Annotated in this window: 16 protein-coding genes; 11 read left to right on the forward strand and 5 right to left on the reverse strand. The window is 74.6% G+C overall.

What is annotated here, in order from left to right; translation table 11 throughout:
* The first annotated feature begins 128 nt into the window (after positions 1 to 128).
* Complete coding sequence (locus C4U44_RS10925) at positions 129 to 656, forward strand: hypothetical protein (protein WP_103885503.1); 528 nt, start codon at positions 129 to 131, stop codon at positions 654 to 656.
* A 168-nt stretch (positions 657 to 824) separates the two neighbouring features.
* The gene (locus C4U44_RS10930) at positions 825 to 1,739 is read left to right on the forward strand and encodes a sigma-70 family RNA polymerase sigma factor (protein WP_235031974.1); all 915 of its coding nucleotides are present in this window, start codon (positions 825 to 827) and stop codon (positions 1,737 to 1,739) included.
* Positions 1,740 to 1,753: 14 nt separating this feature from the next.
* Here the strand turns inward: C4U44_RS10930 and C4U44_RS10935 are convergent, their stop codons facing one another.
* The gene (locus tag C4U44_RS10935) at positions 1,754 to 3,541 is read right to left on the reverse strand and encodes an MFS transporter (RefSeq protein ID WP_103885504.1); all 1,788 of its coding nucleotides are present in this window, start codon (positions 3,539 to 3,541) and stop codon (positions 1,754 to 1,756) included.
* Positions 3,534 to 4,052: a MarR family winged helix-turn-helix transcriptional regulator gene (locus C4U44_RS10940; RefSeq protein WP_103885505.1), complete on the reverse strand. Its 519-nt coding sequence runs from the start codon at positions 4,050 to 4,052 to the stop codon at positions 3,534 to 3,536. Before C4U44_RS10940 ends, C4U44_RS10935 begins: the two co-directional genes overlap by 8 nt.
* 50 nt (positions 4,053 to 4,102) lie before the next feature.
* Here C4U44_RS10940 and C4U44_RS10945 point away from each other — a divergent pair, with 50 nt between their 5' ends.
* Together C4U44_RS10945 and C4U44_RS10950 are read left to right on the forward strand one after the other, a co-directional pair.
* Positions 4,103 to 4,873, forward strand: a complete 771-nt coding sequence (locus C4U44_RS10945) for a dienelactone hydrolase family protein (RefSeq protein WP_103885506.1) — start codon at positions 4,103 to 4,105, stop codon at positions 4,871 to 4,873.
* A gap of 7 nt (positions 4,874 to 4,880) precedes the next feature.
* On the forward strand, positions 4,881 to 5,147 hold the full coding sequence (locus tag C4U44_RS10950; protein WP_103885507.1) for a DUF6295 family protein: 267 nt from the start codon (positions 4,881 to 4,883) through the stop codon (positions 5,145 to 5,147).
* Between the two features lie 55 nt (positions 5,148 to 5,202).
* Here C4U44_RS10950 and C4U44_RS10955 read toward each other — a convergent pair whose 3' ends face one another.
* A complete protein-coding gene (locus C4U44_RS10955) occupies positions 5,203 to 8,652 on the reverse strand; it encodes an AfsR/SARP family transcriptional regulator (RefSeq protein WP_160145015.1) in 3,450 nt (1,149 codons plus the stop codon).
* A 485-nt stretch (positions 8,653 to 9,137) separates the two neighbouring features.
* On the opposite strand from C4U44_RS10955, the gene C4U44_RS10960 reads away from it, so the two are divergent.
* The 3 genes from C4U44_RS10960 to C4U44_RS10970 all read left to right on the forward strand — a co-directional run bounded on the left by C4U44_RS10960 (position 9,138) and on the right by C4U44_RS10970 (position 11,420).
* A complete protein-coding gene (locus tag C4U44_RS10960) occupies positions 9,138 to 9,470 on the forward strand; it encodes a cupin domain-containing protein (protein WP_103885509.1) in 333 nt (110 codons plus the stop codon).
* 305 nt (positions 9,471 to 9,775) lie between these two features.
* Complete coding sequence (gene tatA / locus C4U44_RS10965) at positions 9,776 to 10,057, forward strand: Sec-independent protein translocase subunit TatA (protein ID WP_103885510.1); 282 nt, start codon at positions 9,776 to 9,778, stop codon at positions 10,055 to 10,057.
* A 304-nt stretch (positions 10,058 to 10,361) separates the two neighbouring features.
* The gene (locus C4U44_RS10970; RefSeq protein ID WP_235032017.1) at positions 10,362 to 11,420 is read left to right on the forward strand and encodes a PucR family transcriptional regulator; all 1,059 of its coding nucleotides are present in this window, start codon (positions 10,362 to 10,364) and stop codon (positions 11,418 to 11,420) included.
* Positions 11,421 to 11,456: 36 nt separating this feature from the next.
* On the opposite strand, the gene C4U44_RS10975 is transcribed toward C4U44_RS10970, so the two are convergent.
* Positions 11,457 to 12,029: a MarR family winged helix-turn-helix transcriptional regulator gene (locus C4U44_RS10975; RefSeq protein WP_103885512.1), complete on the reverse strand. Its 573-nt coding sequence runs from the start codon at positions 12,027 to 12,029 to the stop codon at positions 11,457 to 11,459.
* 102 nt (positions 12,030 to 12,131) lie between these two features.
* On the opposite strand from C4U44_RS10975, the gene C4U44_RS10980 reads away from it, so the two are divergent.
* The 4 genes from C4U44_RS10980 to C4U44_RS43225 all read left to right on the forward strand — a co-directional run bounded on the left by C4U44_RS10980 (position 12,132) and on the right by C4U44_RS43225 (position 21,027).
* Complete coding sequence (locus tag C4U44_RS10980) at positions 12,132 to 12,683, forward strand: YceI family protein (protein ID WP_103885513.1); 552 nt, start codon at positions 12,132 to 12,134, stop codon at positions 12,681 to 12,683.
* 232 nt (positions 12,684 to 12,915) lie between these two features.
* Entirely contained in the window at positions 12,916 to 13,752 is an 837-nt protein-coding gene (locus C4U44_RS10985; RefSeq protein WP_103885514.1) for a hypothetical protein, read from the forward strand.
* An 82-nt stretch (positions 13,753 to 13,834) separates the two neighbouring features.
* On the forward strand, positions 13,835 to 16,009 hold the full coding sequence (locus tag C4U44_RS10990; RefSeq protein ID WP_103885515.1) for a flotillin family protein: 2,175 nt from the start codon (positions 13,835 to 13,837) through the stop codon (positions 16,007 to 16,009).
* The gene (locus C4U44_RS43225; RefSeq protein ID WP_103885516.1) at positions 16,006 to 21,027 is read left to right on the forward strand and encodes a DNA repair ATPase; all 5,022 of its coding nucleotides are present in this window, start codon (positions 16,006 to 16,008) and stop codon (positions 21,025 to 21,027) included. Before C4U44_RS10990 ends, C4U44_RS43225 begins: the two co-directional genes overlap by 4 nt.
* On the opposite strand, the gene C4U44_RS11000 is transcribed toward C4U44_RS43225, so the two are convergent.
* Positions 21,002 to 21,628 (reverse strand): dihydrofolate reductase family protein, encoded by a 627-nt coding sequence (locus C4U44_RS11000; RefSeq protein ID WP_103885517.1) that lies wholly within the window; start codon positions 21,626 to 21,628, stop codon positions 21,002 to 21,004. The two genes, C4U44_RS43225 and C4U44_RS11000, sit on opposite strands and share 26 nt — an antisense overlap.
* Positions 21,629 to 21,667 lie beyond the last annotated feature (39 nt).

The following is a 21,667-nucleotide window of genomic DNA, read 5'->3' on the forward strand; positions in this document are numbered from 1 at the left end:
GCGGCCGCACGGATCACCCCGGGTATCGCCCCGCGCTACGGCGCGCTGGTACCGGTGCCGAGCGGACGCTGTGGGGGTCGGGTCGAACCGCCCCGGCACCCGACACCTCCGAGACAGGGACTCCGCTCATGTCCACGCTCACCCAAGCCATGGTGATCAACGCCGCCGTCCTCTTCGCCGTGCTGGAGGCGGACCTGGGACCGCACCGCAAGATCGGCGCCTTCCGCATCCTGCGGCCGGTGCTGCTGTCGGGCGCGATCGTGCCGCTGTTCGTGGCGTCGCCCGCGACCCACGGCGACGGCCTCGGCCTGGAGGTGGTCGCCGTCGTCGCCGGGGTGGTCGCCGGGCTCTGCGCGGCCGGCCTCACCCACGTGTACGTCAGCCCCCGCACGGGCAGGCCGGTCAGCCGTACCGGCGTCCCCTACGCGGCCCTGTGGGTCGGCGTGATCGGCGCCCGCGCGGCCTTCTCGTACGGCTCCGCGCACTGGTTCACCACGCAGCTGGGGAACTGGATGATGCACCACCAGGTCACCTCGGACGCGATCACGGACTCCCTGCTGCTGATGGCGGTCGCGATGACGCTGACCCGGACGCTCACGCTCGCCACCCAGGCGGGGGCGCTGCGCCGGCGGTCGGCCGTCGCCGTCTCGGCCTGAGCGGCCGGCCCGGTCGGGGACATCGGGCGGGGGCCTCGGCCGGGGCGTTCGACCGGCCGCGGGGGCGCCGAGCGGGCACAATGCCGGGCATGGATCCCGTGGCCGGCGACGGAACGGGCGACGCGGTCACATCCGCGCCGTCCGTTCCGTCAGTGGGGGGTGAACCCTTTGACGACGCGTGACAGCGACGACGCGAACCTGCTGGCGGCCCGTTTCGAGGAGCAGCGCTCCCACCTGAGGGCGGTCGGCTACCGGATGCTCGGCTCCCTCAGCGAGGCGGACGACGCGGTGCAGGAGGCGTGGCTGCGGCTGAACCGCACCGGGCCCGACGGCATCGACAACCTCGGCGGCTGGCTGACCACGGTCACCGCCCGGGTCTGCCTCGACATGCTGCGCTCGCGCGGTGCCCGGCGCGAGGACTCCCTGGACACCCACGTGCCCGATCCCGTGGTGAGCGGGGCGGAGGGGGCCGACCCCGAGCACGAGGTGCTGCTGGCGGACTCGGTGGGCCTGGCGCTGCTCGTGGTCCTGGACACCCTGGCCCCGGCCGAGCGCCTGTCGTTCGTGCTGCACGACATGTTCGCCGTGCCGTTCGACGACATCGCGCCCATCGTCGGCCGCACGCCGACCGCGGCCCGGCAGCTCGCCAGCCGGGCCCGGCGCCGGGTGCAGGGCGCCGGCACCGCGCCCGACCCGGATCTCGGCCGGCAGCGGCAGGTCGTGGACGCCTTCCTCGCCGCCTCCCGCGAGGGGGACTTCGACGCGCTCGTCGCCGTGCTCGACCCCGAGGTGGTGCTGCGCGCGGACGCCGGCGCCGCGCCGTCCGTGCCCTCGCGGCTGGTGCGCGGTGCCGCCGACGTCGCCCGGCAGGCGATGCTGTTCCGTACCGCGGGCGCCGGCCGGTTCCCCGCCGGAGGGGCCGACCGGCGGGACGTCGTGGTCAACGGCGTCCCCGGCACCCTCACCGTGGTCGGCGGATCCCCGCAGGTGCTGATGGCCTTCACGGTGCATGACGCCCGCATCACCCACATCCACATCCTCGCCGACCCCACCCGGCTGGCCGGGTTGGAGCTTCCCGGGTAAGGCGGGGCTGCGGTTCAGCGGCTCGGGGTCGCGCTGCTCGGCGTGCCCCTGAGCGCGGACGCGGTGGCGGCGAGGAGGGACATGCCCGCGGCCACCGCGAAGACGATGACCAGGCCGTGGTGGAAGGGCGAGGAGATGAGGTTCGGGAAGAACTCCTTGCCGGTGAGCACCTCGCGGTTGTGCGCGGGGAGCTTCGCCAGCGTCCCGGACGGCTTGAGCAGCGTCTCGACCGGGTTCACGCCGAGGAACGCCGAGAAGACCGTGGACACCGGCGGGAGCGTGGCCGCGTGGTGGGCGACCCCTGCCGGGACGCCCTGGGCCCGCAGCCCGGCCTGGAGGGTGGACGGCAGCCGGTCGGCCAGGCCGATGATCAGCAGCGAGAAGAAGACGCCGATCGACAGCGACGTACCGGAGTTCTGGAACGTGGACCGCATCCCGGAGGCGGCCCCGCGGTGGCTCGCGGGCACGCTGGACATGATCGCGGAGGTGTTCGGCGCGGAGAACATGCCCGAGCCCATCCCGTTGAGCAGGATCAGCAGCGCGAACGCCCAGTAGGGGAAGTCGATCGGCAGGAGCAGCAGCCCGACGAAGCTCGCCCCGAACAGCACCAGCCCGCCGGTGGTGAACCAGCGCACCCCGAACCGGTCGGACAGCGTCCCGGAGACCGGGCCGGCCAGCAGGAACCCCGCGGTCAGCGGCAGCAGGAAGATGCCGGCCCACAGGGGCGCGTCCGCGAAGGCGTAGCCGTGCAGCGGCAGCCAGATCCCCTGGAGCCAGATGATCAGCATGAACTGGAGCCCGCCGCGGGCGACCGAGGCGAGCAGCGCGGCGGCGTTGCCCGCGGCGAAGTGCCGGTTGCGGAACAGCCCGAGGTTGAACATCGGCTGTTTCACCCGGGTCTCGACCAGCCCGAAGACGACCAGGAGCGCGGCGCCCCCGATCAGCCCGGTGAGCACCTTGGGGCTGGTCCAGCCCATGGTGTGGCTGCCGTAGGGCTGGATGCCGTAGGTGATCGAGACGAGGATCAGCCCGCAGCCCAGCGCGAAGGTGAGGTTGCCCCACCAGTCGATCCGGGCCGGGTTGCGCGCGGAGATCTCGCGCAGCGAGCGGTACGCCCAGATGGTGCCGAAGATGCCGACGGGGACGTTCACCCAGAACACCGCGCGCCAGTCCCACGCGGACAGCAGGCCGCCGAGCACCAGCCCGATGAACTGGCCGGACAGCGCGGAGATCTGGTTGATGCCGAGCGCCATGCCGCGCTGGCTGGCCGGGAAGGCGTCGGTGAGGATCGCCGCGGAGTTCGCCATCAGCATGGCGCCGCCCAGGGCTTGGACTATCCGCCAGCAGATCAGCCACAGGGCGCCGTGCACGCCGTGCGCGGGGTCGAAGGACAGCGCGATGGAGGCGAGGGTGAAGATGACGAACCCGAGGTTGTAGATCTTCACCCGGCCCACGATGTCGCCCAGCCGCCCGAGCGAGACCACCAGCACCGCGGTGACCAGGAGATACCCCATGATCATCCACAGCAGGTAGGTGATGTTCCCGGGCGCGAACGGGTCGAGGTGGATGCCGCGGAAGATCGCGGGCATGGAGATGATGACGATCGACGCGTCCACCATCGCCATGAACATCCCGAGGCTGGTGTTGGACAGCGCCAGCCACTTGTAGCGGTCGGGCCGCTCCGGCGGGGCGCCGGGCGGGGCGGCGACGGTGCTGCCCGCACCCCTGGCGTCCCCCGTGCCGCCGAAGCCTCCCTCGTTCCTGGTGGGCCCGGTGGGCGTGCCCGACGCGGGCTCAGACACGACGGGTGATCCTCTCCAGCAGCGGGATGGCGGCGGCCAGTTGGGCCTGCTCGTGCGGGGTCAGCTCCTCGTCGATGGCGGCGGTGAGCCGGCGGGCCCGCTCGCGCCGGGCGCCGTGCAGGCCGTCGCGGCCGAGCTCGCTGAGCGACACCACGATCCGGCGGCCGTCCTTCGGGTCCTGCGCCCGGGAGACCAGGCCGCGCTCGGCCAGGATCCCGACGATCGTGCACATCGACTGCGGCGTGATGCCCTCGCGCGCGGCCAGTTCCGAGGCGCTGGCCGGGCCCTCGCGGTCCAGCAGCACGAGTGCCGAGGTCTGCGACAGGGTCAGTTCGCCGTCCGGCTTGTACCTGCGCAGCCGCCGCATCAGCGGACCGAGGGCGGCCCGCAGGTCGGTGGCGATACGAGCCGAGCCGGTGGGCGGGGCCTCGCCGGGAGCCGGGGGCGCGTCGGAGGAGGGAACGGCCCCGGGGGACGGGGCCGTGATCGGAGGACCGCCGTGGGATGACATGATCTACAGTATAAACTTATCAGTCCAGCCTTATGGTATAGCTGAGCCCCATGAGTGATTCCCTTCCCGGTTCCCCCACCGGGTCGCTGAGCGCGACCACCGTCTCCCTCACCGGTCACGGCGGCGACGAGATCGAGGCGTACCTCGCCCGCCCGGAGGGCGGTGCCCGTCGCGGCGGTGTCGTCGTCATCCACCACATGCCCGGATACGACCGGTCGACCAAGGAGATGGTCCGCCGCTTCGCCGAGATGGGTTACGACGCGGTCTGCCCGAACCTGTACTCCCGCGAGGCACCGGGGGCGGCTCCCGACGACGCGGCGGCCGTGGCCCGCGCGCAGGGCGGCGTTCCCGACGAGCGGCTGGTCGGCGACGCGGCCGGCGCCGCCGCCTACCTGCGGGCGCTGCCCACCTCCAACGGCAAGGTCGCCGTGATCGGGCACTGCTCGGGCGGCCGCCAGGCCGTGCTGGTCGGCTGCACCGTCGACGTGGACGCGGTGGTGGACTGCTACGGCGCCTTCGTCACCGGCACGGTGCCCGAGGGCTTCCCGCTCAAGGTCACCAACCTCGTCGACCGGCTGCCCGACCTCAAGGCCCCCGTGCTCGGCCTGTTCGGTGAGGAGGACACCCACCCCAGCCCGGAGCAGGTCGCCGAACTCGGCAGCCAGCTCACCGAGTTGGACAAGGCCTTCGAGATCCACAACTACCCGGGCGCCGGGCACGGCTTCTTCGCGGTGGACCGCCCCAACTACAACGTCGCGGCTGTTGCCGACGGTTGGGAGCGGATCGGGGAGTTCTTCGGCCAGCACCTGACGGAGGCGTGAGCCGGCAATGTGCACCTACACCACCGTCAAGGACGTCGTCGACGGCAGCGCCAAGGGCCCGAACGGTTCCTGGTTCCACGTCACCGACGTGACCGTCTACTTCGACCACCCGGTCCACGCGATGGCCGAGCACACCATGAACATCGACTTCGCCAACCCGGCCAAGGGCCCCTCGGCCCGGGTCGCGCTGGAGTTGACGGCGGAGTCCGCGCGCACCCTGATCGCCGCGCTCCAGGACGCGCTGGCCGCGGTGCCGGTGGAGATGCAGGTCTGAGCGCACCGTGACCCCGAGGCCGCCCGGGCGCGGGTCCGCTCCCCGCGCCCGGGGTTTATCCCTGCTTCCCGCCGGTGCCGGTCCGGGCTTCCGTGCCGGGGCCGGCGCCCCGGTCTGTACTGGTCCCGCTGCCGATATCGGCGCGGGCGTCGTGCGGGCCGTCCGGCCCGAGCCCGGCCAGGCCGCGCAGCGCGGCCTCCTCCTTCGCGGTCAGCCGGTGCGCCCGGGCCAGGTCCACCGCCTCCTCCCAGCAGGCGCGGGCGGCGCCGCGGTCGCCCCGGGCCAGGTGGGCGCGGCCGAGGATCTCCAGGACGTCGGCGGCCGTCGCCCGGTCGCCGAGCCGGTCGAGCAGGGCGAGCGTCTCGGTGAGGGCCTCCACCGCCTCCGCGGGCCGGCCCAGGGCGAGTTGCGCCTCGCCGAGGCTGCCCAGCGCGCGGGCCATGCTGACCACCGAGCCCCGCGCCCGCCAGGCCGCCAGCGCCTCGCGGAAGCAGTCCTCCGCGGCCTTCGGGTCGCCCGCCTGGAGGTGGGTGTCGCCGAGGTTGCCGAGCACCGTGGCCACCCGGTCGAAGTCGCCCAGCGAGCGGTGCAGTTCGAGCGATCTTCGGCCGTAGTCCAGGGCGAGGTCGTAGTCGCCGGTGCCGCTGTGCAGACCGGTGAGGTTGGTGAGGACCGCGGCGACCCCGCGCTGGTCGCCCGCCGCCTCGAACCGGGCCCGGGCGACGTGCAGATGGCCCAGGCCCACGTCGTACCGCTCGGCCATGCAGTGGGCGACGCCGAGCCGGCTGTGCATCCACGCCTGCCCGAGCACGTCGCCGCCCGCGGTCACGCAGGCCATCGCCTCCTCCAGGCAGGCGGTCCACTCACCGGTCCACCAGTACGCCTGGGCGTAGCCGAAGAGTCCCGCCGCGGTACGCCAGGCGACGTCCGGCCAGCCGTGGGCGATCGCGGTCCTGATCGACTCCCGGATCGCGGGCAGTTCGCGTACGCACCAGCCGAGCGCCTCCTCGTCACTGCCGAACCCGGCCGCGGGCACCACCGGTTGCTCCTCCAGCGGGGGCAGCGGGTGGCCCTCGGGGGCGAGGACGGCGAGCGAGGCGGCGACCGAGGCGGCGTACCAGACGGTGATCCTGCGCACCGCGGACCGGCGTTCCTCCGGGGCGAGTTCGGCGAAGGCGCAGACCGCGGCGTACTCCCCGACCAGGTCGTGGAACCCGTAGCGGCCCGGTCGCGGCGTCTGGAGCAGGTGCGCGTCGACGAGAGCTTCGAGGACGTCGTCGGCCGCGGGCCCGGACTCCCGGCCGAGCAGTGCGGCGGCGGCCGACGGGTCGACGCCGTGCCCCGGCCAGACGCCGAGCATCCGGAACGCCCGGGCCACGGCGCGCTCGGCGGCGATCGGGCTGTCCCGCATCGCGACGTAGCTCATCGCGAAGGTGTCCTGGACGGCGAGGCCGCCGGTGCTCAGCGCGTGCAGCCGGGAGCCGTCGGGACCGTCCAGGCGTTCGGCGAGCGCGGTCAGCGGCCAGTTGGGGCGGGCCGCCATCCGGGCGCCGGCGATCCGCAGGGCCAGCGGCAGCCCCCCGCACGCGGCCAGTACCCCTTCGGCGGCCTCGGGTTCGGCCGCCACCCGGCGGCTGCCGCACAGCGCGACCAGCAACTCCCGCTGCTCGCCGACGGTCAGCGGATCGAGTGCCAGCCGGGTGGCGCCCGGGAGTTCGGCGAGGGTGCGGCGGCTGGTGACGACCAGGGCGACGTCGCCGCCGCCCGGCAGCAGCGGGACCACCTGGGCCGCGTCGCCCGCGTTGTCCAGCATCAGGAGCAGGCGGCGGCCGTGCAGCGCGTCGCGCCACAGCACGGCCCGGTCGTCGGGGTCCTCGGGCAGCGGCTGGCCGTCCGGGCAGAGGTCGCCGAGGAAGCGGGCCAGCAGGTCGCTCGGGCAGCGGGCGCTGCCGGCGCCGAAACCGCGCAGGTCGGCATAGAGCTGCCCGTCGGGGAACTCCGCGCGCAGCAGGTGCGCGGCGCGGACCGCCAGCGCGGTCTTGCCGATGCCGCCCATACCGGAGACGACCGCCACGCGGGGCCCGCGCTCCGCCGGGTCCCCGTCGCCGCGCAAGGCCGCGAGCAGGGTGGCGAGTTCGGCGCTCCGCCCGGTGAAGTCAGGTGTGTCGGCCGGGAGTTGGGACGGGCAGGGGCGGCGGGTGTGGGGCGCGCCGGCGCGGGCGGGCGCCGAGGGGGAGGCGGGGGCCGGAGTCGCCGCCGGGTCGGTGGCCGTCTCCGGGCCGGGCGGCGTTTCCGGGTCGGGGCGGGGCCGCGGCCCGGAACCGGCCGAGGTGGACGTTGCCGGGCCGGCGGTGGCCGGGCCGTGCCGGGGCGCGAACCGCTCCGGGGCGCCCGCCCGATCAGGCGTCGTCGAGGTACGCGCGGCATCCCCGGGACCGTCCGCGCGGGCGGCGCCGTCCGAACCGTCCGTGACCTCCCCGCCGTCCGTACCGTTGCCCCGAGCGCCGCGGGCCGCCGCGCTGCCCTGCGCGGCGGGGCCGCCTCGCCCCGGAGGCCCGGTCCGCCCGAACGCCTCGCCCCCCGCGCGCCCGGTGCGACGGGGCGGCAGCGCGACACCGGCGGCCCGTGCCGCCTGCGCCAGCCCGGAGCGGATCTCCTCGCCGGAGTCCCCCGCCCGGGATGCGCCCAGCGGCGCGGGCGGCGCGGCGGGCGCGCAGCGGATCAGCGCGGGCTCGGCCAGGATCTCTCGGTAGGCGGCCTGCACGGCGGAGTCCGGTTCCACGCCCAACTCGTCGACCAGGGTGCGGCGCAGCACGTGGTAGACCGCCAGCGCCTCGGCCTGCCGGTGGGTGCGGTGCAGGACGAGCATCAACTGCCGGTGGAAGGTCTCGCGCAGCGGGTTCGCCGCGGCCAGCCCGGCCAGTTCCGCGGCTAGGCCCTGGTGCCGGCCGAGCGCGAGTTCCGCGTCGAAGTACCACTCCAGGGTCAGCAGCCGCGCCTCGACCAGGTGCGCCGCCAGCGCCCGCAGCCGGTCGGACCGCAGCGGAACGTCCGTCAGCGGGTCGCCGCGCCACAGGGGCAGCGCGGCCCCGCACTCGGTGAGCACCGTGGTCCAGTCCTCCGCGCGGTGCGCCACCCGGGCGGCCGCGTGGTGGCCGAGGAAGGTCCAGACGTCGAACTCGCCGTCGGCGACGTCCAGGACGTACCCGGACGGCGCGGCCCGCAGCCGGGAGCCGTCCCGGCCCTCCTCGCGCAGCACCCGCCGGAGCCGGGCGACGTGGTTGTGCAGCGAGGCGGTGGCGGTGGTGGGCGGGGTGTCGCCCCACAGCGCGGACTTGAGGCTGTCCAGCGGCACCGCGCGGCAGGGGGTGGACAGGAGTGCGGCGAGCAGTGCGCGCACCTTCTCCGAGCCGATCGGCCGGGCCGGCTCCTTGCCGTCGTCCCGGTCGCCGTCACCGTCGCCGTCGACGGAGACCGTCACCGTGCCGAGCAGGCCGAACCGCATCCGTGCGCCTCCTTGGCCGTTGGCCCGATCGGTCGCGAAGGTGCCCGCGGCGCCGGATGCCGGTGTCGCGCCGCCTCGCGAGTGCCGCCCTGGCCCGATCCTATGCGCGCGCCTGCCCCGTGGCACCGAACTGTCTTGCGATCGGAGCCGAACGGTCCCCTGGGTGCGCCGAGTTGCCGGGAGTGCGCCGAACGTCCGCTCAGGGTGTGCGGGGGGCGCGGCGCCGGGCGGCGGCCGTGGGGACGAAGCGTTAGCCATATGTTAGCGCTCGGTTGGCGGCCCTCCGGATGATGACGGAGTCGGGTCCGGCCGCGGCGGGTGCGCGCGGAAGCCCACCTTCCGCGAACGGGGGCACTCTCGCCGCGGTCGGGCCCGGGCATTCCTCTCCCGCGGCCCGCAGGACGTCCGCCGGCCGGGGCGGGACCCCCCGAGTGACGGGCATGGCGTTGCGGGGCGGCGGGCGGCGCCGCTGCCAGACTCGGGGAATGCGCAAATTCTCCCTGGATGCCAAGGTTCGCGAACACCTCCACGAGGCCACCGGGGCCTCCACCGGACGCAGCTCGGAGACCGTCTACGGCGGCCACGAGCGGGTGCTGCGCCAGACGCTGATCGCGCTGACCGCGGGCACCTCCCTCGCCGAGCACGAGAACCCGGGGGAGTCCACCCTGCTGGTGCTGCGCGGCCGGGTCCGGCTGGTGTGCGGCGAGGACCACTGGGACGCGATGACCGGGGACCTGCTGGTGCTGCCGCACGCCCGGCACGGCCTGGAGGCCCTGGAGGACGGCGCGGTGCTGCTGACGGTCGCCAAACTGCTCTGAAGGACGCCCCGATCGCCCGCCCGGCCCGGCTGCCGGGCCGCCCCGGGCCGGGTCGCGGCCGGTGTCCGCGGAGGTGGCGGAAACGCGCCGCCCGGCCGTTCGGGAGGGGGTCCGCGCAGGTGGCGGCGGGGGTCGGGGGCTCGGATGGCGGCGTCCGGAACGCGGGACGAAAGGGGTTGGGTCTTCCCGTTCACGAGCTTTTTGCGCATGCTTTGAGTACCCGGGTTGCCGTCGATGACGGTGGCAGGGTGACAATGCGACACTAGAGAGCTGTGAGTCGGCGATAACGAAACGAGGATCATCCCATGTTGCGAAACGGGCTGGAGCCGTGGCACCTGATCGTGGTGGCGATCGTCGTCATCGTGCTGTTCGGTTCCAAGAAGCTTCCTGAGGCCGCCCGCGGTCTCGGCAAGTCGATGCGCATCCTGAAGTCCGAGGCGAAGGCGATGAAGAGCGACGACGCGTCGGCCGCCGGCAGCGCGCCGACCGCGTCCACCACCCCGGCACCCGAGGCGATCACGCCCAGCGATGTGGTGACCGCCAACGAGACGAAGCAGCAGGAGCCCGCCACCGGCACCGCGAAGTAACCGCCGACCGCCGCCGCGGCACCGGTGGCACCGGCGCCGTCGGGCAACCGGCGGCCGGGTCCCGCGCGCCGCGGCAGGACCCGGCAACCCAACAGGCCCCCCGCTTCCGGGACCCGGCAGTCTTGATACGTTCTTGACGTCCGGGTGCGGGAAGCGATCATGGGGGCCTGTGGTGTCGTCGGGGGCGGGGAGCGGGACCGTGCGGGGTCAGGACGCGGCGGACGGGACGGGGAGCGGATCCGGGCGCCCGGGCCACACCGGAGGGCACTCCGGCCACCGGCGCGAGGCCGTACCGCCGGAGTTCGTGGCCGGTTTCGCCGAGACGCTCGCGGAGATATCCCGCAGCTGCCGGACCCTCACCCGCACCGAGCGCGAGAGCCGCCGCGTGCTGGGCGAGCACGCCGCGGACTCCGGTCTCTCGCTGCGCGACCTGACCGCCGTCCACCTCGCGACGGCCCGGCGGGCCTGGTCGCACCTGCCCGGTGTGGCCGCGGCCCGCGACGCGGCCGAGCTGCGCCAGGTCGGCAGCGCCGTGCTCGCCGCGCTCGAGATCGGTATCGACGCCCTCGCCGAGGGCCATGCGCGTGCCCAGCGGCACGCGGTGCGCCGCGCCGAGGAGGCCCGGCGGGCGTTCGTCGACGACCTCCTCTACGGCCGCAGCGACCCGGGCCGGATCGCCGAGCAGGCGGAGGGCTTCGGACTGCGGCTGGCCGACCGTCACCTCGTCGCGGTGGCCGCACCGGCGGCCGGTGACACGTATCACGAGACCCACCCGCTGCTGCACCGGATCGAGCGCGAACTGGCCGGCCGTTTCGGCGACCACGACCTGCTGGTCGCCCCCAAGGACGGCCGCATCGTCTGCGTCGCCCCCACGGAGCAGCGGCCCGCCCTGGACGCCTTCGTCAAGCTCGCAGCCGCCGGGCGGGTCGCGCTCAGCCGCCCGCACAGCGGCGCCGTCGGGGTGGTGCGCTCCTACGAGGAGGCGCTCAGCACCCTCGACCTCGCCGCACGGCTCGGTCTGGAGGCGCCGGTGCTCAACGCGGTGGACCTGCTGGTCTTCCCCGTGCTCATGCGTGACCGCGCCGCGATGGCCGACCTGGTCCGTACGGTCCTCGGCCCGCTCGCGCAGGCCCGCGGCGGCGCCCGGCCGCTGGTGGAGACCATCTCCACCTACGCCGCCTCCGACTACGTCAACGCCGAGGCGGCCCGCCGCCTGGACCTCAGCGTCCGGGCGCTGTCCTATCGCCTGGAACGCATCGCCGCGCTCACCGGCTTCGACCCCGACGACGCGCTGCAGCGCTACACCCTGGAGACCGCCGCCCTGGGCGCCCGCCTCCTCGACTGGCCCGCCCGCGAGATCTGACGGATCCGACGCCCGGGCAGCGGCGCCCGCGGCCGGTCAGCAGGCGCCGGCCATCCCCCGCGGGTCGTCCGAGCCGTCCTCCTCGGCCGCCGTGCCGCGCTCCGCGTCGCCCGCCTCGCACGCCGCCGCGTCCTCCGCGCGGGCGGTGTCGCACTCCGTGCGCAGGCCCGAGCTGATCGCGCGGCCGATCTCGCGGAGGGTGTCGAGCTGCTCCGGGGTCAGGACGTCGAAGAGGTGCTCGCGGACCGCGGTGACGTGGCCGGGGGCCGCCGCGGCGAGGGCCTCGAAGCCCGCGGGGGTGAGCGCGCAGATCCAGCCGCGTCGGTCGGCGTCGGCGGGCCGGCGGTGCACCCAGCCGTTCTTCTCCAGGGCGGCGACGGCGTGTGAGAGTCGGCTGCGGGAAAAGAGCGAGGCATCGGCCAGCTCGCTCATCCGCAGGCACCGCCCCGGGGCCTCGGAGAGCCGGACCATGATCTCGTAGTACGCCATGGGCATGCCGGAGTCGCGGCGCAGCTGCCGATCCACGTACGCGGAGAACTCCACGCTCGCGGTCATGTAGGCCCGCCAGATCTCCTGCTCCCCGTCGGTCAGCCAGCGCACGTCGTCCATGGCTCCAGCATACGTGTGGTTGAACTTTCAATACCAGCGCAGTATGGTCAGTGAAAGCTCAACAACCAGCACTACCCCAGTTTCCCTTTCAAGGAGCCCCTGATGAGCACGCAGACCGAAGTGATCGACGGCTACGTCGCCGGCACCTGGAAGATCGACACCGTGCACTCCGACGTGTCCTTCTACGTCCGCCACCTGGGTGTCTCGAAGGTCCGCGGTCACTTCGCGGCCTTCGAGGGCACCATCGTCACCGCCGAGGACCCGCTGGAGTCCACGGTCAACGCGGTGATCAGGACGGACTCGGTGAGCACGAACAACGAGGGCCGTGACACCCACGTGCGCAGCGCCGACTTCCTCGACGTCGAGCAGTTCCCGGAGCTGACCTTCTCCTCCACCGGCATCCGGGCCAAGTCCTCCGAGGTCTTCGAGGTGGACGGCGACCTGACGCTGCACGGCGTGACCAAGCCCGTCACCCTCGCCCTGGAGCTGAACGGCTTCGGCACCGGCTTCGACGGCACCGTGGTGGCCGGCTTCTCCGCCGCCACCGAGATCAGCCGCGGCGAGTTCGGCGTGACCGGCGGTCCCGCCGGTGCCGCGGTCAGCGACAAGATCCGGATCGCCCTGGAGATCGAGGCCGCCAAGGCCGACGCCTGAGCGGTTCCCGGTCCGGTCCCGGGGTGTCCCCGGGACCGCCGATCCCCTTCCGGCGACGGCCGTCGTACGCGCGTGGTTCAGCGCCTACGACGGCCGTCGCTTTTTGGTTGCACACGGATCAGGACGTCTCGGGGCCGCCAACTCTGCCGGAACGCGGCAATGCCGTAGGGGCCCCGACGCTGCCACGATCTGTGCGGCAGGACGGAACGGCAGGGGGGGAGGCGCAGACGGCATGGGGGAGTTCGCCGATGTGTGCCTCGGCTTTCCGACCGTCCTGTTCGGAGGGGCGCTGGTGGTCGTGGTCGGCTTCTGGGGCCTGGTGCTCGTCGGCGGCGCCGACGCGCACGGCCCGGGCCACCACGGCGCCGGTGGCGGCCACGGCGTGGGACACGGGGGTGCCCACGGGGCCGCCCACCCCGCCCCCTCCGGCGGACACGCAACGGCCGCCCACGGCCACGTCCACGCCGGGCACGGGCCCGTTCATGGGCAGGGCCACGGCCACGCGCAGGACCATGGCCGCGGCGACGCCCGGCCCGGCGGGGACGCCGCCACCGGGCACGGCCTGCTGGCCACCGCGGGACTCGACGGCGTCCCCGTCACCGTCGTGCTCTCCCTGCTCATCGCCCTCGGCTGGTTCCTGAGCCTGGCCGGCTCGGCCGCCCTGGACGGTGCCGGGCTGCACGGCGCCGGCCGCGCCGTCGCCGACGTCGCCCTGATCGCCGCCGCGCTGGTCGGCGCCTGGCTGCTCACCTGGGTGCTGGTGCGTCCGCTGCGCCACCTGTTCCCGTACGCGCTGCCGCCCTCCCGGGAGGACTTCGTCGGCCGGATCTGCGTGATCCGCACCGGCACCGTCACCGAGCGGTTCGGGCAGGCCGAGGTGACCGCGCCCGACGGCTCGACCGCGGTGGTCCAGGTCCGGCGCGCCGCACAGGACACCGACGGCATCCTGGCGGCCGGCCGCACCGCGCTGCTCTACGCCTACGACCCGCAGGGCGAGTTCTTCTGGGCCGCGCCCTACGAGGACCCGGCGGGCGGCGCACCGCCGCCGGGCGCCCGCGCGCTGCCCTGACCGCGAGGAGTCCCCTCCAGCCGGCCCGGCGCCACCGTCCCACCCACTCATATCCGCTTCACCGCATCGAGGTTGATCCGTCATGGATGCCACCGTCATCGGGATCGGCGTGCTGGTCGCCGTTCTCCTGCTCATCGCCCTGGGCGTGGCCGTCACCGTCACGAAGCTGTTCCGGAAGGTCTCCCAGGGGCAGGCGCTGATCCTGTCCAAGTCCAAGCACGTGGACGTGACCTTCACCGGCACCGTCGTGCTGCCGGTGCTGCACAGCGCCGAGGTGATGGACATCTCGGTGAAGACCATCGAGATCCAGCGCACCGGCCGCGAGGGCCTGATCTGCCAGGACAACATCCGCGCCGACATCCACCTGACGTTCTTCGTCCGGGTCAACAAGACCAAGGAGGACGTGATCAAGGTAGCGCAGGCCATCGGCACCGACCGGGCCAGCCACCAGGAGACGTTGCAGAAGCTGTTCAGCGCGAAGTTCTCCGAGGCGCTCAAGACGGTCGGCAAGCAGCTGGACTTCGTCGACCTCTACACCCACCGCGAGCACTTCCGGGACCAGATCATCCAGGTCATCGGCACGGACCTCAACGGCTACCACCTCGAGGACTGCGCGATCGACTTCCTGGAGCAGACCCCGCTCACCCAGCTCGACCCGGCCAACATCCTCGACGCGCAGGGCATCCGGAAGATCACCGAGCTGACCGCGATCGAGCACGTGCGCACCAACGAGTTCCAGCGCACCGAGCAGAAGGAGATCACCCGGCAGAACGTCGAGGCCCGCGAGACCATCCTGGAGCTCGAACGCCGCCAGTCCGAGGCCGAGATCAAGCAGCGCCGCGAGGTCGAGACGCTGCGGGCCCGGGAGGAGGCGGTCACCGCGAAGGTCCAGGAGGAGGAACGCCTCGGCGCCCAGGGCGCGTTCCTGCGCACCGAGGAGCACCTGGGGGTGCAGCGGGAGAACCAGGCCCGCGAGGTCGCCGTCGCGCAGAAGAACCGCGAGCGGGTGATCGCGGTGGAGAACGAGCGGATCGAGAAGGACCGGGTGCTGGAGGTCATCGCCCGCGAGCGGGAGACCGAACTGGCCAGGATCTCCAAGGAGCGTGAGGTCGAGGGCGAGCGCCGGGACGTCGCGGACGTGGTGCGGGAGCGGATCGCGGTGGACCGGACGGTCGCCGAGCAGGAGGAGTCGATCAAGCAACTGCGCCTGGTGCAGGAGGCCGAGCGGGAACGGCAGGCGCTGATCATCACCGCGGAGGCGCAGGCCCAGGAGCGGCTGGTCAAGGACATCAAGGCCGCCGAGGCCGCAGAGCAGGCCGCCCAGCACAAGGCCCGCGAGTCGCTCACCCTGGCCGAGGCCCGCAGGCGCGCCGCCGAGCTGGACGCGGACGCGAAGGTGCGGCTCGCCGAGGGGCTGCGCGCGGAGGCGGCGGCCCAGGGGCTCGCCGAGGTCGAGGTGCGCGAGCGCAGCGCCGCTGCGATCACCAAGGTCGGCGCCGCCGAGGCGGAGGCGACCACGGCCCGGCTGAGGGCCGAGGCCGAGGGCGCCCGGGCCAAGTCCCTTGCCGCGGCCGAGGGTACGGCCGCGCAGGCCACCGCGGACGCCGCGATGATCGGGGAGCGGCTGAAGGCGGAGGCGGCCGGCCTGACCGAGAAGGCCGCCGCGATGGCAGCCCTCGACGAGGCGTCGCGTGGGCACGAGGAGTACCGGCTGCGGCTGGCCGCGGAGAAGGACGTCCGGCTGGCCGGGCTGGAGACGCAGCGGCAGATCGCCGAGGCGCAGGCGACGGTGCTGGCCACCGGGCTGGAGAAGGCGGACATCAGCATCGTCGGCGGCGAGAGCGTCTTCTTCGACCGGCTGCTGGGCGCGGTCAGCGCGGCCCGCTCGGTGGACTCGTTCGTTGCCAACTCCGCTACCGTGCAGGTGATGGCGGCGCCGTGGCTGGACGGGTCGGGGCGGTTCACGGAGGACGCCACCCGCGTGCTGTCCTCGGTCGGCACAGGCGGGATGAGCGTGGCGGGCCTGCTCGGCCGGCTGATCGCGAACGGCGGCCCGCAGGCCGGCGGACTCCAGCAACTGCTGGACCAGGCACGGGCGATGGGCATTGCCGACACCACCCTGGCCGGGATCGCGGGCGGGGCGGGAGGCGCCGTGTCCCCGGTGTACGCGGGCGCCGACGGCAACGGCATCAGCAGCGCGAACGGCAACGGCGGCGCGGCCGGCGGTGCGCAGGCGAACGGAACCGTGAAGAAGTGAGCGAGCAGGTCTCCACGCCGGACACGCCGGACGCCCCGGGCGCGTCCGGCCGGTCGGACGGCGGCCCCGCACCCGAGGCGGCGGGGCCGTCCGGCGACGCCTACCAGGTGCTGCGCACCCGGCTGTCGGGCGTGGCACGGGAGCTGGCCCGCCGGGCCGAGGCGCTGAACGCGGCCCGCCAGGAGGTCTTCGGGTCGACCGAACTGCGGCTGGCCGGCGCCGCGCGGCTGCGCACCGCCCGCCCGGCGCTGCCCGCCGACATCGCCGCGGTCGGGCCCTACCTGCTCTTCGCGGCCAACCCCGCCGACGTCGAGGACGTCGGGGATGTCGCGGACGTGTTCCGGGCGCACCGGGCGGACCGCCTCGACGGAGACCTCGCGAACGGGGCTCCCCCCAAGAGGGACCTCGCGGAGGGCGACGCGGGCCCGGGCGGCGACCGCGGCCCGGCCGGGCTGCTGGACGACCCCGGCTTCGTCCGCGACTTCCGCGAGCTGTATCGCTACTACCGGCAGACCCGGGTGGTGCGGGTGCGCGCCGGGGAGAACCGGGTGCTCGCCGTCTTCCGCACCGGCGCGGCCGCCGGCGACGTCAAGGTGCTGGGCTGGCGGATCGGCCGGGACGGCCGCTGCGCGTACGAGGGGGCCTCCCGCGAGGAGCCGGCCGAACCGCCGGAGACCGTCCGGTGGAGCGCGGTCGGCCGCGAGGCGTACGTCCCCGGCCGCCACCCGCACATCGCCCTCGCCGGGCCCGACGGCGGCACCCTCACCCTTGACACCACCGGCGGCGCCCTCACTTTGCGTACGGGCGGCGCCGTGCACGAGGAACCCGTCGACGACGCCCTCCAGTCGCTGGCCGACGCGGAGGTCGGCTCCGCGGGCGCCGGGCCGCTGGTGCTGCTGCGGGTCCGCCCCTACCGGGAGGCCGCCGCCCGGTACTTCGCGGTCAACACCCGCACCGAGCAGGTCGAGCGGATCGACGCGCTCGGCCAGGTCTGCCTGCGGCTGCCCGACGACCAGGGCGTGGTCTTCCCCGGCGGCTACGTGCTCGCCACCGGCGGCACCCGCACCTTCGACCTGGCAGGACTGTCAGGTCCGACCGGACCCGCCGGACCGGCCGGTGCCGGCGACCGCGCGGAACCGGCCGGCGACGCGGGTGCGCAGGCGGCCGGCAGCGCCGAAGTGACCACGTCCCGGCTGGAGTTCGAGCGGGCGGTACGGTCCGCCGACGGCGAGGACGTCCTCTACGTCTTCCATGCCCCGGCCGACGGCCGCCGCCTGCTGCTGCCGTACAACCTCATCCGCAAGGAGGCGGCCGCGCCCCTGCACGTCCAGGGCAGCGCGCTGTACGAGGACGGCACCCTGATCACCCTCCGCCCGGCCGAGGGCGGCGAGCCCGGCCGGGTGCACACCCTCCAGCGCTGGCACACGCCCTTCCTGTCCGACACCTACGCCGCCGCGCGGCCGGTCGGTGACGGCCCGCTGGCCCGGATCGGCAACCCCGACCTGGTCCGCGCGGTCTCCGACGCGCTGTCGGTGGCCCGCGCCGCGCTGGCGCCCGAACCCGCCGCCGCCGTGTACGAGGCGCTGGGCGCGGCCGCGGAGCGCGTCCTGGACCGCCACCACTGGCTCGCCGACCCGGCCGCGCAGGACCTCGCGGGACCGCTGACCGAGGTCCGTGACACCGCGCGGCAGGTGCTCGCCGAGTACGCCCGGGTGCGGGAGTCGACCGCGCGGGCCGCCGAGGCCGCCGGCGAGGTGGAGGCGCGGATCACCGCGTTGGGCCGCCGGGTGCGCGGCGAGGCCGCCGCCACGGCGGACGAGTGGGTCACCCGCCTCACCGAACTGCGCCGCACCCAGGGACGGTTGGCGACGCTGCGGGAGATGCGGCACGCCGACCGGGGCCGGCTGGACGCCCTGGACACGCTGCTCGCCCGCGAGCTGGCCGAGGCGTCGGCCCGCGCCGCCGGGCACTTCGCCGACCCGGGCGCCTTCGACGGCTACCGGCAGCGGGTCGCCGATGTGGCCGCACAGGTGCCGCAGGCCGCGACCGCCGCCGCCACCGAGCCGCTGGCCGCGACCCTGAACGAGCTGGCGGAGGGGCTGGCCACCGTCACCGGGACCGCCGGCACCCTGGAGATCGCCGACGCCACCGTCCGTACCCGCATCCTGGCCACCTCCGCCGACGTGCTCGGTGCGGTCAACCACGCCAGGGCCCTGCTGGCCGCCCGCAGGAGGGAGTTGCTGGCCGCCGAGACCGGCGCGGAGTTCGCCGCGCAGAGCGCCCTGCTCGCGCAGAGCATCGGCGCCGCCCTCGACGCGGCCGGTACCCCCGAGGCGTGCGAGGAGCAACTCGGCCGCCTGCTGGTGCAGATCGAGAACCTCGCCACCCGGTTCGCGGCCGACGAGGAGCGGTTGGCGGCCCTGGACGCCCGCCGCGAGGAGGTACGGGACACCTTCGCCGCCCGCAAGCAGGCGCTCACCGACGAACGCGCCCAACGCGCCCAGCGGTTGACCGGCAGCGCGGCCCGCCTGCTGGACGGCATCCGGCGCCGCGCGGGCGCACTCGGTTCCGCCGACGAGATCCACACCTACTTCGCCTCGGACCCGCTCGCCACCGAACATCGACGCATCGCGGCGGAGTTGACGGACCTGGGCGACCCCGCCCGGGCCGCCGAACTCGGCGCCGCGCTCGCCGCGGCCCGCCAGGCCGCCGTACGCGACCTGCGCGACCGCCTCGACCTCTACGAGGACGGCGGCGCCGCGATCCGCCTGGGCCGGCACCGCTTCGCCGTCAACACCCAGCCCCTCGATCTCGCCCTCGTCCCGCACGCGGACGGCCTCGCCTTCACCGTCACCGGCACGGACTACCTCGTCCCGGTGACAGACCCCTCCTTCGCGGCCACCCGTGCCTTCTGGTCCCGCCCGCTGGCCTCGGAGTCCCCCGACCTGTCCCGCGCGGAGTTCCTCGCCGGCGGGCTGCTGCTGGACATGCTCGCCGCGGGCGGCCCCGTCACGGACGCGGACGAGGTGCGCGGGACCGTCCGGGCGGCCGTCGCCGCACGCGCCTCCGAGGGCTACGAGCGCGGCGTGCACGACCACGACGCGGCCCTGCTCCTCACCGCGCTGGCCGAACGCGCTCTGTACGCGGGGACGTTGCGCTACCCGGCCGCCACGCGGGCGGGCGCGCTGCTGTTCTGGACGTACGCGGCCGAGCCCGCTTCCCGGTCGGCGTGGACCGCCCGCGCCCGCTCGCTCAGCCGGGCGCGGTCCGCGTTCGGCGGCGCGGGGGCCGGCCGGGCGCTGGACGCGCTGGCCGCCGAGATCGGCTCGGCCGCACGGGAGTTCCTCGTCGCGGCGGGGCTGGGCGAGCTGACCGGGCCGACCGGTCGGATCGCAGCCCCGTCCGTCGACGACATGCTGGTGGGGGAGTACCTGGTGGCCGAACTCGCCGCCGGGCGGGACGGGTTCGCGATCGGCCCGGGAGCCCGCGCGGCGGTGGCACGGCTGACCGGCGCGCTGGGCGGCCCGGACGCGGTGCCGTACAAGGAACTCGGCGCCGATCTCGACGCGCTCGGCGGCGCGCGGGACGGGGGGCTCGCCGCCCGCTGGCAGCTCGCCCGCGCCTGGCTCGGCCCCTTCGCCGGGGAGGGCCCCGGCCAGGCGGACACCGGCGACACCGCCGACCTGGTGGAGGCCGCGGCGGGCCTGGTCTGCGGCGCGGGGACCGTACGGTACGCGGTGGACGCCGAGGTGCAGCTCACCGTGCGCGGGCTGCTCGCGGCGCATCCCCGGGCCGTGGACGGCGCGATGACGCTCCGGCTGGACGAACTCCTGGCCCGGGTACGGCGCTTCGCGGCCGAGGAAGTGCCGGCCCACCAGGCGTACCAGCGGCACCGCACCGCCGTGGTCGCCGCCGAGCGCGCCCGGCTCGCCCTGGACGGCTACCGGGCCCGCCCGCCGGCCGGGTTCGTCCGCAACCGGCTGCTGGACGAGGTCTACCTCCCGCTGGTCGGGGACAGCCTGGACAAGCAGTTCGGTCCGGCCGGCGGCCTGCTGATGCTGCTGTCGCCGCCCGGATACGGCAAGACCTCGCTGGTGGAGTACGTGGCGAGCAGCCTCGGGCTGGCGCTGGTCGCCGTCTCCGGTCCCGCCCTGGGCAACGGCACCACGTCCCTCGACCCGGACCGCGCGCCGGACGCGGCCGCCCGGCGCGAGCTGGAGAAGGTACGGCTCGCCCTGGAGATGGGCTCCAACGTGCTGCTGTACCTGGACGACATCCAGCACGCCTCGACGGAGTTCCTCCAGAAGTTCATCCCGCTGTGCGACGCGCAGCGCCGGATCGAGGGACCCGGCGGCGCGTACGACCTGCGCGGCAAGCGCTTCGCGGTCTGCATGGCGGGCAATCCGTACACCGAGTCCGGCGCGCTCTTCCGGGTGCCGGACATGCTCGCCAACCGCGCCGACGTGTGGAACCTGGGGGACGTCCTCGACGGCAGGCAGGACCTGTTCGCGCTCAGCTACGTGGAGAACGCGCTCACCGCCAACCCGGTGCTCGCCCCGCTGGCTGCCCGCGACCGCGCCGACCTCGACCTGCTCGTGCGGCTTGCCGCTGAGAACCCGGCCGACCCGGCCGCCCGCGCCGCGGATCTCGCGCACCCGTACTCCGAGGCCGAGCGGACCGAGGTCCTGGCGGTCCTGCGGCACCTGCTGCGGGCCCGGGACACGCTGCTCGCCGTCAACGCGGCGTACATCGCGTCCGCGACGGGTGCGGCTTCCGGCGCCGCCGGTACCGGGGAGCCGTTCCTCCTGCAGGGGTCGTACCGCTCCATGAACCGGATCGCCGGGCGGATCACCGCGACGATGAACGCGGCGGAGGCCGAGGCGGTGATCACCGACCACTACCGCGCCGAGGCGCAGACCCTCGCGCACGGCGCCCAGGCGTCCCTGCGCCGGCTCGACGGGATCCGGGGTGACCTGGCCCGGCGGGAAGGCCCTACGGTGCCGCATCCGGGTCGGTGAAGTCCCCGACGGCCGGCTCGCCGCCCAGCGTGTACTCGAGCTGGAGCGAACCGTTGGCGAAGACCCGCGAGGTGGTCAGCCGCAGCTCCGACGGCACGGCGCCGCCCTCGAACACGCGCTTGCCGCGGCCGAGCACCACCGGGTACATCCACAGGTTCAGCCGGTCCACCAGCCGCTCCGCGAGCAGGGACTGGAGGAGGTTGAGGCTGCCGATCACGTGGACCCGGCCGTAGCGCTCCTTGAGCCCGGCCACGGCGCCGGCGAGCGTGCCGTCCAGGACGTGCGAGCCCGCCCAGTCCAGCGGGTCCGCCAGGGTGCGGGTGGCGACGTACTTCGGGACGCGGTTGAGCAGGCGGGTGAAGTCCATCTCCGCGGGAGCCGTGGGCCAGTACCCGGCGAAGATGTCGTAGGTCCGGCGGCCCAGCAGCAGGGCGTCCATGCCCTTGGCCTGCTCGAAGACCAGCCCGCCGGCCTCCTCGTCCCACAGCGGCGCCTGCCAGCCGCCATGGGCGAAGTCCTCCGTGGGGTCCTCCTCGGGCCCGCCCGGTGCCTGCGCGACGCCGTCGACGGTCATGAACTCGGTGACGGTGAGCTCACCCATGATGGGTCCTCTCGGGGTGGGAAACGCTCTCCCCCTGCA

Source organism: Actinacidiphila yanglinensis, assembly GCF_900107965.1.
In the GTDB taxonomy this organism is placed as follows: Bacteria; Actinomycetota; Actinomycetes; order Streptomycetales; family Streptomycetaceae; genus Actinacidiphila; species Actinacidiphila yanglinensis.

What these genes read in the sequence shown, in the direction of transcription:
- tatA (WP_103885510.1), top strand. Translation starts at nt 9,776, where the DNA reads ATGTTGCGAAACGGGCTGGAGCCGTGGCACCTGATCGTGGTGGCGATC.
- C4U44_RS10925 (WP_103885503.1), top strand. Translation starts at nt 129, where the DNA reads ATGTCCACGCTCACCCAAGCCATGGTGATCAACGCCGCCGTCCTCTTC.
- C4U44_RS10945 (WP_103885506.1), top strand. Translation starts at nt 4,103, where the DNA reads ATGAGTGATTCCCTTCCCGGTTCCCCCACCGGGTCGCTGAGCGCGACC.
- C4U44_RS10990 (WP_103885515.1), top strand. Translation starts at nt 13,835, where the DNA reads ATGGATGCCACCGTCATCGGGATCGGCGTGCTGGTCGCCGTTCTCCTG.
- C4U44_RS11000 (WP_103885517.1), bottom strand. Translation starts at nt 21,628, where the DNA reads ATGGGTGAGCTCACCGTCACCGAGTTCATGACCGTCGACGGCGTCGCG.
- C4U44_RS10985 (WP_103885514.1), top strand. Translation starts at nt 12,916, where the DNA reads ATGGGGGAGTTCGCCGATGTGTGCCTCGGCTTTCCGACCGTCCTGTTC.
- C4U44_RS10975 (WP_103885512.1), bottom strand. Translation starts at nt 12,029, where the DNA reads ATGGACGACGTGCGCTGGCTGACCGACGGGGAGCAGGAGATCTGGCGG.
- C4U44_RS10940 (WP_103885505.1), bottom strand. Translation starts at nt 4,052, where the DNA reads ATGTCATCCCACGGCGGTCCTCCGATCACGGCCCCGTCCCCCGGGGCC.
- C4U44_RS10955 (WP_160145015.1), bottom strand. Translation starts at nt 8,652, where the DNA reads ATGCGGTTCGGCCTGCTCGGCACGGTGACGGTCTCCGTCGACGGCGAC.
- C4U44_RS10950 (WP_103885507.1), top strand. Translation starts at nt 4,881, where the DNA reads ATGTGCACCTACACCACCGTCAAGGACGTCGTCGACGGCAGCGCCAAG.
- C4U44_RS10960 (WP_103885509.1), top strand. Translation starts at nt 9,138, where the DNA reads ATGCGCAAATTCTCCCTGGATGCCAAGGTTCGCGAACACCTCCACGAG.
- C4U44_RS10980 (WP_103885513.1), top strand. Translation starts at nt 12,132, where the DNA reads ATGAGCACGCAGACCGAAGTGATCGACGGCTACGTCGCCGGCACCTGG.